The sequence below is a fragment of the Endozoicomonas sp. ISHI1 genome (assembly GCF_024606225.1).
In the GTDB taxonomy this organism is placed as follows: Bacteria; Pseudomonadota; Gammaproteobacteria; order Pseudomonadales; family Endozoicomonadaceae; genus Endozoicomonas_A.
On the sequence record NZ_JAGRPU010000022.1, the window covers coordinates 35,117 to 48,420 of the forward strand.

At 46.2% G+C, this 13,304-nt stretch carries 4 protein-coding genes; 2 read left to right on the forward strand and 2 right to left on the reverse strand.

Annotation, left to right across the window (positions count from 1 at the left end):
* The first annotated feature begins 69 nt into the window (after nucleotides 1–69).
* Complete coding sequence (locus tag KBW69_RS14450; RefSeq protein WP_257281316.1) at nucleotides 70–7,755, forward strand: AAA family ATPase; 7,686 nt, start codon at nucleotides 70–72, stop codon at nucleotides 7,753–7,755.
* Nucleotides 7,756–7,780: 25 nt separating this feature from the next.
* On the opposite strand, the gene KBW69_RS14455 is transcribed toward KBW69_RS14450, so the two are convergent.
* Together KBW69_RS14455 and KBW69_RS14460 are read right to left on the reverse strand one after the other, a co-directional pair.
* Nucleotides 7,781–9,775 (reverse strand): hypothetical protein, encoded by a 1,995-nt coding sequence (locus KBW69_RS14455; RefSeq protein WP_257281317.1) that lies wholly within the window; start codon nucleotides 9,773–9,775, stop codon nucleotides 7,781–7,783.
* 275 nt (nucleotides 9,776–10,050) lie between these two features.
* Nucleotides 10,051–10,953, reverse strand: a complete 903-nt coding sequence (locus tag KBW69_RS14460; RefSeq protein ID WP_257281318.1) for a hypothetical protein — start codon at nucleotides 10,951–10,953, stop codon at nucleotides 10,051–10,053.
* 494 nt (nucleotides 10,954–11,447) lie between these two features.
* On the opposite strand from KBW69_RS14460, the gene KBW69_RS14465 reads away from it, so the two are divergent.
* Nucleotides 11,448–12,992, forward strand: coding sequence for a hypothetical protein (locus KBW69_RS14465; protein ID WP_257281319.1), 1,545 nt, complete (start codon nucleotides 11,448–11,450; stop codon nucleotides 12,990–12,992).
* Nucleotides 12,993–13,304: the final 312 nt, after the last annotated feature.

Here is a 13,304-nt window from a genome sequence, read left to right on the forward strand (position 1 = left end):
CCTGCCTGAAGGTCGAACAACAAAGGAATTTCAATACAGTTCTTCGGATGACAGGATGGGAGATCGACTATGGATGGTCAGATTGGTGAGCAAATAAACAACTCTGTTCTTAACATTGCCGTGCCAGCCAAGAGAGCAAGGCTGGCGTTATCGTCAGAGATTGTTGCCACCTGCTCTGAGGTAACTCCCGAACTCAATAGATCGTCACCTCCGGTGACGTTGCCTGACAAAGTGAGAACTGTATCCTCAACAGATTCCCCGCTCCGAAGCGCCTCTCATTCCTTCGATTTCCGTTTTGTCGCCAATGATGATGAGGTTCGGCAGCTTTTAGTGGCCGAGACCGGCGATGAACATCGGGATGTCGCTCTTATTTCCCATCCCGATGACCTCTCACAGGCTAATCTGGTGAGCCGGTTGAGCATTTCGGACGACGGTCGCCACGTTCTGCGTTCAGGCAAGCTGTTTGAAAGTCCAAAGCCACTCACTCTGGTGATGGATATCCGCAAGCTCAGCAGTGAGGAGCTGCCAAAGTTTAACGATTTACTGGACCCGGATAACCCCTGTCTGTACGACAAAGTCAGTCAGAAGAAACGCCCCCTGGGAAAGCATGTTGCCCTGCTGGTTCTGGCAGATCTTGCGCAGTTGGCATCGGTTGGCCAGAGTGATCACGCGCTGGGAAACGCTACTCCGGGCGCTGATTTCTGGCGGCGAATTAATCGCCCGGGAAATACCTGGCAGTTTGATGCACAGTCCGGCAATGACCAAGCGATGGAGATCAACGACGTTCCTCCGGTATTAGCTGAATGTCCCAGCGCTGAAAGTGCTATGGATAACGACAATACCGTTCTTATTGACTGTCACTTGCACAGTCACTGGCGACAATTGCTGCTGGGTGGCCCCGGAGTCGATCAACAGGGGCGAATCCAGCATATCCCCGGCAGGCTTGAGTCGTTAAGGGCTGGACAACGGGTGATTCTGAAAGGGGCCGACTGGCAGGATCTGGCCTTTGAACAGACAGTTCGACAAATGTTGGCTCAAAAGAGCTATGAGAGCAATGGCAAGATCTGTCAGTTACCCGACGATATTCAGTTTTATCAAATGCCGGTAGGGAAGGACGAGCTTCATTCACTGTTCCAAACCCTCTTTCGCTCTCTGCCCCGCTCTCTATCCCACTCGAATGAAGAAGGACTTGAGAAAAAACTGGATAAAGGACTTTCCCTGAAGGCGCCGGGAGACCCGATCATCATTAACAAAAGTAATATCAGGGAATGGCTGAGCTCGATTGCCATTACCCCGGAAGGCTACGCAGTCCCCAATACTCGTCTGTTGGAACAAGTTCGAGCGGGTGGTGTAATCACCGTCACGTCTCCCCTCACAGAAACACTCTGGTTTCGTTTACTGGGTTCACTGCAGACGATAAGCGAAACGACAGGTCTGAAGCCCGGACTGCAGGTGGCTCAGATCAAACGGCAACCGAAAGCCCTGGAATTGGCAGAAAACGATGAGCACTCAGTGAGAGATCATCCGGCCTTTAATGCCGTCATTTATAAACAACCTGTCCAGGCCAGTCATTGGATAAACCGGCAACAGGCACCTCTGGTGATTCAGGTCAATGAACAGACCAGCCTCAGTCAACTGTTTGATAATATCCATATCAGCTCAGAACAAAAGGCGCATTTTGGACGACGTCAGACTGAGTTGCAGGAGGCATTAACGTCTGGCAAGCCTGTGGTATTGAGGGGACTGGAAAGTAACCCAAACCTTCAGCAACTTCTGGAACCCCTGGTTATTGGGCAACCCCTGTTGCTTAATGGCCAGTTACAGGCCTACCCGAAAGCTCATGTTACTGTACTCTGGCCTGAGTCTGCGAAAAGTCCGTCTTCATTATTCAATACGATGATCGCCACAGGTAAACCGTGTCCAGAGGTGGATATCTGGGGTATCAATGGGGCCAGGCATGATATCCCCCGGGCGGAGCTGCCCGAACAGGCGCTTCAGCAACTTTACGAAGCGTTTAAAACCGTACCTGCTGACCTTTGTAACCCTCTGCCTGAGGTCACTGAAGGGTTGTTGAATAACCTGATACTGGCTGCCCGGCGAGCGCAGCAGGTTGACCAGTCCCCACAGCTCCTGGCCCGCCACTGGCGTAAGGCTGTCAATAGCGTCATCACCCATGGCACCCGGCAGAATCCGTCAGTGCGGGATTTTATGAAAGTAGTCTGTTGGCAGTTACTGCCGGATGCTTATAAGAAGCCAGATGCTCATGTGAAATCGGATGAGCATCAAACTTTCTCGATCGATCCGGATCGGTTAACCGCCATCATCAACAGTTCCCTGAGGTTGGATAGAGAATTTGTAAAGCAGAACCTGTGGCAACTGGCCCGTGCCTTTGACCCGGCAGTCTTTAAAGTCGGGCGATTTGCAGGGTTACAGCGGTCCTATGGAAATCCATTGCCACCTTCACCAAGGATTGAAAAAGAAGTTCTGGACAGAGTCTGTGCCATGATCGTAGCTCATATGCCTGAACAACAACGAGAGGCAGTGGCGCACCAGTTGGAATTCGATCCGGCAACAGCAAAACAATATCACCGGTTAGCCATCAGGCCCTCAAGACAGATCAAACGTTTGCAAGATGCACTGGATTCTGGCTGGCAGTTATCTTTACCCACGGGGCAGAACCGATCCGGTGCTATTCACGCTCTGGCCACCGATTGTTTTCATGTGGCCCGGGGAGAATATGTAACAGAGAATTCTGACGCAGAACGCATTGAACGCATCGAAAACCGACTGTCTGAATCACTGGAATGGACGGGTTCTGCTGATAAGCCCCTGTCAGCACTGGCCCGGGATCTTTATCACGGCGAGATCAGTCAAAAGGATCGTGAAAGTCGTCGATTATCCCGACTCCATGACCGACTTGCTGACTCTCCCGTTATATTCTTGCAGGGAGAAACCGGCACCGGAAAAAGTTACTTTTCTGCCAAAATGGCGAAAGCGTCAGGACAGGCTTCGGTCATTTCCCTCGGACCTTCTGACAGTGAACAGACCCTGATGAAACGCTGGCAGTGGCAAGAGCACGCCGATGGCGACCGCTCTATGGAGCAGCAAAACCGGATGCTGATGAAATGGGCCAATACCCGATCTGACAAAGACGGAGAATATCTAACACTGGTTCTGGATGAAGCTAATCTCACCAAAGCGGGATTATTGGCGTCATTAAACGGCTTATGGGAACCCGAACCCTGCATCTATGTGAATGGTCATCCTGTCAAGGTCAGCTCAAAACACCGGGTGATTCTCACCGGTAACCCGGATCATTACGCCGGGCGCCAGCTGGACCCGACCCTGAAAGAAAAACTGCCCAGAGCCTACTACCCCCGCCTGGACCGGGCTTTCCTTCGGGACAGGGTGGTGGAACCGGCTCTGGTCAGGCAGCTACAACGACATCTGCCGGAGACTCAAATAAACGACATTGCACAAAGTGCCACCGAAAGTGTGATGGCGCTCTGGCAATATTATCAGGAACTGTTGCCAGAACGTGAGTTTACCCCCAGGGATTTAACGGATATCTGCAGTTGGGTGGGGTGGTATCTGGATTGTGCGCTACCAGTAAACGACAGTGTTACCAGTAAGCAAATGAACGGTTTGATCCAGCAAAGCTTTCGGGATGTCCTGGCTCCCGAAATCAGCGAGAGTCATCAGGATGCCCTGACAGCACTGGAAATCTGGTTCGCTGCCCGTTACGAGCCAGACAACACCCTGAGCGACAAAGTTCATCACCAGACCACTCTTCTGGATGTACAGCAGGCCTTCAAAACATTCACCAGACAAACCCGACCTGACTTTGATACCTCCGGATCGGCAGTCCATGAGCTGGTGCAACAGCTTGGACAGGATTTAAGCCGCTGTCAGCAGGCTTATCATCTCAACAGGAAACACGACGGTCGTCAGGCGACGCTGGTTGAAGGCCCGGCTGGACGGGGTAAAGACGCCACTCTGAATCTGGTGATTGAAAGTGTCAAACGACAGGCCGGACAACAAGGAGAATCCATGCCAGAGGTCTTTTCCCTGAATGCCTGTGATTGTTCCTGGGACAAAGTGTGTGAAAAGATCCAGACGGCAAAAGTGCATGGCGGCATCGTGGTGATTTCAGAAATGAATCTGATCGACAGCCAGCATCTGGAAGGTGAGTTAAACGATATTCTGGCCGGTGACGCCCATCCCGGATTCCATCTGTTTGCCACCATCAATCCACCGGAGTACAGCGGGCGCAAGCCCTTATCACCGGCACTGAAAGGGCGTTTCCGACATTTGCCGATCCGGCAATACAACACGGCAGAATTGCAGACCATTGCTGAGAAAGTGTTGCCAGATAACCCGCAGGGGAAAGTCCTGGCTAAACAGCTGACCGAGAAACATTGTCGTCTGAGGACTTGCCTGCAACAGAAAAAACTGCCGTTGCAGCCCACCAGCCTTGATTTACAGAATGTGGCCAGGGCCGTCATGCGAAGAGGTGATTTTACCGAAGAAGGACTTCATCAATGCCTCAATCAGCACTACCGGCTTTATCTGATGGCCGCCAACCTGTCGCTGGAGGAACTGCCAGAGTCACCGGCTCTTAACATGGCTCTTAACATGAGTGAGGGTGAGCTTGATTATGAATTGTGCGAGTGGTTCAACCAAACGGTAACGCGCACTGATCGTCCCTGGTTAATACGACGCAGTCATCTCAACAGTATCGATGAAAAACGCCATGAAATTCGTATTAAGGCTGATCCGGATGGAGAGAAAGCCAGAACGGAAATAATCAGTAGGGTTGCTCAGGCCAGGTGGCAGGCGTCCGGTCTTTCCCTGAAGCCGGACCCGTCCGACGATACGCTCACCCGGGCACTTTATCGATACTGGCAGCAAAGCTGGTTTGATCGTGAGTATGGTCAGACTGGCGTGGACGCCAATTGCGTGTTTCCTCTGACGGAAGAAGAAAAACAAACGCTGGAATTATCGCCTTCCCAACCTTATCTTCGGGAGGTTGATCAGCGGATAAGCGCATGGAACTCCAATGCGGTTCGATTGTGGCCTGCGTTCTGGCATCAGATAAGTGATGTGCAGAACCATTGGGTTGAGGGTTCTGAACAATACATCCCAATGGTTCACGGGAAAGAGCGTAATACATTAGACCGGAGAACGAACTTTGAGCATCGGGCGATACCAGATGTTAAGGATTATAAAGTTTTTAATACGCAAGACTTTCCTTCCGCAATGTATCGTTGGAGGGCAAAGGATATTGATGTGACTGCTGAGGGTGAAATCAAGCTGACCGAGATGGCTGATCAACACATTCAGGGGTACGATGTACTGATCCCGGACCCATTACCAGAACATGCCCGGGAAATGACTTTAGCCAGCGGAACGCTGGCGACTCTGTGCATGTCATCGCACAATGGTCTATATGCCTTGCCCAGCCTGACGCCTGACGACTACATCGTGGCCTTGAGTATTAAACCCGATTTGCCATTTATCCTGACCAGGGACGTATACACCGGGCTTCATACACTGACTCTTCGCAGGGCCGGGGACATCCGGAGTATTCAATGTGCCTATGTCGTAGAACCGAGAGAGCCGGACAGAATAATACCTTTCAGAGAAGCCTGTTCAGAACAATCAACCCGTTCAGACACCCGCTGCTCAGAAGGTATGAAAGCCGTACTGGACGAACTGTTTGAGACCATTAGTGACCAACACCCAACCGAAATACACCCACCCGAAATAAAGGCGCTTTTGCTGACAATAAAAAACACTGACGACACGATGCAACGCATTGAAGCGATCAAACACTATTGCAAACTGTTTACCGGTGAGACGGCACCGGAGGACGGTGTCAATTTCTTTAAATTCCTCGTAACACAACGACAAGGTAGCTGTCGTCATCGTGTGCCTGTTTTTGTTGCTTTTTGTCGTTACTTCGGGATTCCATGTCGGCAAATTCAGAGCTTTATCCACGCCTTTGCCGAGTATTCCGCGGATGGAGGCCAAACCTGGGAATCGGTGGATTTGGGTGGGGCACCGGCACCTTTGATCGCAATCACCCATGACTTCCTGCCCACCAGGAACGTCGGTGGTTTCAGCAATGTGTCAAAGAATATTAATGCTCTCCTGAAAGATCTTCTGAAAGATGCTGATTCAGCACAACAGCATGCTCTGGCTGAAGCCTGCGGTATGAGCCTGGAACAACTGAACAAAGCCCTTGATAGAAACAGTGCATGGCCAGCAACAAATCTGAGAATCACCAATATAATAAATAACCTTTGGGAGAGAAAAGATTTAACCGGTCTTTCCATGGGCGTCTCACTGATACAGTCTCTGGAGACAAAAGCATTGGGCGAGGAAGAGATGGCATTGATCAGCCCTGTGTATTCGAGCTACTGTAAACCCGCACCAATGCCGGAGGCAGTAAAACAGATATTAGCCGTCAGTGATGAAGATCAGGTCACTGAACTCCTCAAGTCTCTCTATTCAAAAATGATTGATCAGGCTGGAGCAAGCCCTCACCTGTGGTTGAGTTCAATACTGCGCATATTGCAGCAAGACAGTGACCTGGCCAAGTCTTCGTTTATCCACTTTGCCCGTGAAGCCATGGAATCGGGTTGGCTGGACCCACTGCCGACCTATGAGAATAACGGTATGTTGAACTGTGCTCTTCACGGACTATTGGTGTCTCTGGAAGCGGTCGATGAACTGAAGGTTAAAGCCGCCCATTGCCTGAAAAAGTGGTACAGGGTGTTATTGTCCAGAGAAAAAAGTAGACGGATATGGCGGTTGGCTTATGAAAGCTTCCAAATGAAAGAAGGGGAGACCTTATTCGTGACTCATTGTCATGATGGGTTTTCGCCATCCCTTGAAGATAAAATTAAACGCTCATCTATACAAGCTGCCTGGACGGACCAACCTGAGGGCATTCCGAATATAGAGCGTATGTTGGTGCACTATCCTGCATTTAAGCAGTTAACCTCGGGCAAAGCGAACCACCGTCCGGTGATTATCATGGGGAAACCTTTCTGGTATAAAGGAGTGATTCATGAAAAGACCGAGGCCCTGTTTCAGCTAAGCGTTGAGAAAAACTTCGACTTGACGTACCTAATGGAAAAATCCAATCAATATGATGCAAAATATGAAGAATACATCCATGCTCTGAGAATCTGTGAGATAAGAACATTATTGGATAGAACCAATTCTCTTCCAGGCTACGTTAAATCACTGCCTCCTCATCAGCGATCTCGATTTCAAAAAGAAGAACAGAAAAATGAGAATGATATCAAAAACGAATATGGACCTATTCTTGATCGCCTTGAATTGTCACATGAGGAGCAAAAGCTTTTCCGGGACTTAAAAGACATATGCAAGCGGGCGATTCGTCAAGCCTTCGCGCATTACCTGTATGAAGTGACGCACTCGAAAGGCGGCTGCTTAACGTATTGTTGGGTTGGTGCTTCCATTGAGGCTCACGATACGGTCAGGGACAGATGTGGCGCTTATGATCCATCCTCGCCTGAGGAGCTTTATGCCATGATGTCTGCAATTGATAACCCTGACGCGTTTCAGACATCTGTTAATAATGCCTACTTGCGGGAGGCATTCAACGCCAGTAACGCGCTTGTGCTCAAATCCGATGAGTTGACAGAAATTGCCATAGAGTTTTCAAGTAGCGTGAATTTGAATTCGATTTGTAACTCACTGTATGCTGGATTAATGCAATAAGTGCAATGTAAGAGCCGGTTGGCGCTTATAATTTCTTATTCAATATCGTGTCGAATATAACCAGGGGAGCAACACCCGCTTGTCTACCTTCCTCATTTGCTTGAATCGTTAAGCCGTATACCCGTTCATCTCCAGCCACTTTAAACTCCCACAATGGCACATCCTTATATCTAAAGCATTTGTAGCCTGTAGCGCCTCTTTCATGGGGCGCATAACGGCCTGTTTCATGAATGCTTTGCATTTTTTCAATGGCATCATCGGATATTGTACTTTTGATTGCATCTGATGAAGGATCAAAATAGGCATAGGCAACGATGTTTTTTGTATCCGTTTCTTTACCGGATGGGGTAAAACCTCTTTTGTAAATTGGCCTGATGCATTGGTGGTTTATCGGTATATCCTCTTTCCACGGCCTCACAGGCAGCTCGTCTTTTGGCATAACGATATCCTTGATTTTAGCTATTGCTCCAATATTTTGTTTGGGTCGCTTATTTTTCCTGATTTGCTTAAAGTCATGATAGTTTGGTAAAGACACGTGTTCCCAGTCGTTGGGGTACAGATTCAACTTGATGCTGGTCTTGCTTGAAATCGCTGCGTCTTCAGCAGTGTCGCACTTATCCATAGATTTTTTGATGTCCACTGGCATCTTCAGTTTCTCGGTTCTGATTATTTTTTCTAATATGCGACTAGTGTCTATTTTTTTTCTGGCGGCGAAGTAACGGGTTATTTTTCTTGGCAAAGGAATCAATGCAAGCGAAGAACCTATCAGGCTCAGACAAGATACTAAGTAAGTTACAGACAGTAAATTAAGTAACTTCATACCATAGCTTTTCTTGTTTGCTTCTCTCCTGGCTCTGACTCTTTCAGCAAGCTCCCTGGCTTCAGTCCACTTTTGCTCGTTGAGGCAATCTTGACGATCCTTCATGCATTGACGGAACATTTTTTTTATTTCTACAGAGCTAAGAATGGCTTCTGATTTTTTAATCTGGGAATCAATGTATTTTCTGTGCTGCAGAATATCCTCTTTTTTGCGATCACTATTAACTTTTAATGCAGTTGATGTCTGTCTTTCTAAATCATTAAATTTGCTTTTTAATGATCGTAATAAGCCTACACATACAGTCCTGCGTCCTTTTATTAATTCGTCCAGTTCTTTAGCATAGGCTTGATAATCTCCGGATTCTTTCTGATACATGAAAATTTCTTTTAATGCCGTATCGTAGCTGTCGAGTTCATCAAACAGGCCTTTCATGCAGGGGCTTAAAGGAAAGAGATCATACTTTTTTAGAACAGTAAATTGCTTATGATCATAAACAAGCATTCCGAAATCATTGTTGTGTATTTTGATGTATTGGTTAGTCTGTTCCAGAATCTTTTTTAACTCTAACGCCTTGGACTCCATACGGACGAGGTCTTTATATTTTTTTATGACAGGAACTGTTTCAGGGTTCTTAATACCAAGGACCAGACTGGTCTCGTCTGATTTTTTATAAACACCGGTCATTCTGTCCGCTGGACCGATCTGTTCCATCAGGGTTGGTTTCTGACAGGATTGAGACTGACTTTCTCTTTCAGGCGCTGATTTTTTTTTGTGGATGGTTTCTTTGGGGGCTGAGCACGTATCTGCCAGACACGCCTTCTGTGCATCATCTTTTCGGCCTGTTTCCTGTAATTTTGCGACCCATTCTGAAAAGCCAGCTTTTGGGCAAGTGTTGAGTTCAGCTGTTGTTGGGGATGCCATACTGCACGTGTCACTTTTTCCATTGCCTTTTGCAGACACACTCTGTAAACCTGAAAAAAGACCAAGAGCAAAAACAAAACGTTCTGTTATCGACATAGCAGTGAATTTTTTGCCATGGATTGCAGCCGTATTTTTCTTACTGGTTTTTTGGAGGGGGGCGTTTTCTCTTACTTCTCGGCGACCCCATTGTTTTTTCTTGTCCAATTTTGTGGATTGTTCTGGCACAGTGCCAGATCCACCATGGATTATGGCGCAATGATTGGAAACAGGGAGTGACATCGTGATTCTCCTTAATATATAAACGTCATGTTCAGGACAAAACAATTAATTCTTGTCTGATTGAAGGTATAGATTGCTTTATTTCAGTAAAGTTCCTTTGTTGCATATGTTTTTTAAACAATGATAAGCAAAGGATTAACTGTTCTGGTTTTCGTGAGGGCAGACTTCGGTATTTCCCCGCCGGAATTCCGAAGTCTGTATGAGGATGGTATCAGGGAGTGAGCTAATCCCAGCCTGGTACTCAGGTCATGTCAGGTAGCTTATGAGCAATGCCCTCATGACAGCTCATCATCCTCCTGGTCAGTAACTATTCCAAAATGTGCGCCTATGCTTAACGAAATTGAATGGTTACGATGTATTGGATCCAAAGGTGGCCGAAATGCTTCTGTAAATGTTTTTACACATTGATCAGTGTGAGGGTTTTCTATTTTTTCCTGAATTCTGGTTTTTAAACCGTACATATAATGACGCCCGGCATCAAAGACCGTTCGTTTAACCGGCCATGAACTCACTATATGTTCAGGAGGTATGCCTGTCGTGAGTACTTCTTCTGCAGACGTGATAGAAGTAGTGTGTAGCCCCCCTCCCGTCAGATCTGCAGCTGTTTTGCAAATGTCGATACCGGTATTGACATAACACTGATAAACATAGGTGCTGTCTTCCTCCCAAGGCTCAGGCAAGTCGTCCGTCTCATGCTGCGATGAAAACCATGGGAACCAAGTTGCGACCGCAATGTTGCGGCTGGTATTGATGATGTTATTTTGTGAGTCATTCACCAATTGGCAGTTGCCAATGCATAGTCCATATGTTAGATGATAGGGGCTCAATTTCGTATTCAGCAAAGCTTCAAGGAAGTCATTATCGTTAATTGAATCCGAATCATCTGATTTTCGATTAAATCCTGTTTTGAAGATGGTTTCCGGAGGTCTCGAATCGCCTCTGTATACAATGCCGATATGGGATGGTGTTTTCAGAGTTGGAATAAACTCAAACTGACCCTTATGTTGCCATAATCGATTGTGCTTAAAATAGACGTTTTCAGCTTCTGGCAGGTAGGTTTTTTCCGGGTTTCTTGCAGAAACCTGGCGGGCAAAGGCATTGACTGTTTCAGTGGTTGCTGCTTGCCAGTCTCCCAGGGAGCTGGATGGGTTGGTTTTAATGGTATCGCTGATGTGCATAATTTCCTCTCCATGAGTCAATTAATAGTGGCAAAATGCATTTCCAGATTGCCAGGTTTACAGTGTTAACTTCGTTTGCTTTTTGACCATATAACGATAAAAGAGTTCCGCTTATTTATTTTCAGAACCAGATAACTCTCCTCCATGAGTATTTTTCTTTCAAACCTGCGGCATGGCATCAGACTTTTGACCGAATTTACTGTTTTTGTCGAACATGCTGTCTTTTACTCTCAGCAGCGTTGTTTTAAGACGATTTATGCAATACGTAGTTTTTGAAAGAAAGTAACTTTTGATTTTCTTATCGCAAAAACTAATAAAACTATAATAACGCACATCAAAATAGATGAAAGGGTGGTAATGATGGGAAAATATTAACTGATTCTTTTGGTCTGCTCAGGTTTTATTGAGGTCTGTTATGCGGGTTCACAATTGAACGAAGGATTCCATTTGGCCAACTACTTACGCCTACAGGATCATTAGTGTAGCTGACATTTATGTTAGGGAATTATTTTATCATTGATCCAAAATATAAAAGTGATTTTTTCGGTAATGTTTGGATACATTTTTTGTTATGCCCTGGTAAGGAAGATACAAATATTAGAAAAGAGGAGTCAAGAAAAAACATGAATATTACAGAGCTTAATTCAGGACTTTTTAGTCAAGACCTGACAAGGTTTTTAAATGAGCCTGAACCAAAAGGTAGCTCAAGCTTTAATAGCCGAACAATCGAAATTGTGGTTGCTACCCGGCAGTATATGAGCGAAACCTTTTTTGAGAGGGGGTATGGTGATATTGCGACCGGGGTAAGGGCGTTGAGTTATGTCAGGAAACTCTTTCCTGAAGCAAATTACTCTTTTGTTTTTGAACACCATGCCGCTGACATTGATGAGCTGAATCGATTAAGATCCATTGCCACCTTTGATGACGTTAAAACCTTCATTCTGGATGGTCGCCATCAAGAAATATCCCGGCCACCTGAACAGCAGCCGTTAGCCGCAGTGCACCAGGAAGAGGAAGTCTATCAATTGCTGTGTGAGGCCAATTTTATCTTGCATGGCCCGAGTGGTTTGATAGCGCCGTTGGCAAACAGCGATGGTAAATTTGCCAGCAAAACGGTGGGTGTTAGTGAGTATGAACTCAGAAGCGGAGGTTATAGTGAAACAGACCCTCATGGAATAGAAGAGATGGGTATGGGCTTTAGCTGTCAGCGTTTATACCTGATGGAAAATACATACCCTGACACTGTATTCAAGGACGATTTACTGCGTAAGTATTGCGTTAATCCACTGAGCAAAAGCAGTGATGGGAATGACCAGAGCGTATTTTATTTTGCCTATGGAAATACTAGATATTTTCTCGCTAAGGTGCTGAGAGTTCTGGTGCTGATGGAAGGAAACAACGACAGAGATGTGGTGTTAGTCAGCTCTCGGCAGCTTAATCCGGGCCACTTCAGTGAGTATTTCTCTGAACAGCGACCGGACTTTTTTCCCTATAAGTCTGTTAAGGTATTTAAAATCAACAGTGATGATAAAAAAGATGTGATCATGAATTTTCGAAATCCCGATGGGCAGCAGGAAAAAAATATACACATCATTACCCCTGGTCGAATAGTAAATAGTGACTTTGATCTGTTACAACAAGGTTCTGTAATCAATTGGTGTTCCGGTGATATCAGTGTCTCCGATGTTCTTGCCAAAGGAAAAATTCCAATCATTCACCTATTTAAAAAACGGGTTCTATCTTGGGGAATGATAAATGTAATGGAACAATTTTGTGCAATTCCGGGAAATGAGCAGTATGGTTCTTTGATGAGCCCCTGGAGAACGGCTGGTGTGGAATTTGCTGATGACGCCAGAAAAGGTATTCTAACGAAAAGACCAGCTATGAGAGTCTCCTTGCAACGACTGCTTGGCCCGCAATGGCAAGCGTTCGAACGTGACTTCACGGATTGGTTAAAAAAGAACAATCAAACCGAATCATTTATCCGGGAAAAAGCAGAAGCGATTATCCGGAAAACCATCTTTGCTGAAAAGGATTAATAAACAGAGGCTTTTGCTGTGTCTGCATAAACTGTGTCGTTTTCTGAGCTTCCATAAGTATCAAATTCTCAGGCTAATGACTGTGACTGAGTCTGATAATAGAGTTAAATTTAAGCTCTTAGTTAGTTCGATCCTACAACTGTGAAAAAGTTCCATTCATTTTTGTTTTCAGAACCAGATAACCATCCTCCATGAGTATTTTTCTTTCAAACCTGCGGCATAGCATCAGACTTTTGACCGAATTTACTGTTTTTGTCGAACATGCTGTCTTTTACTCTCAGCAGCGTTGTTTTAAGGCGATTTATGCAATAC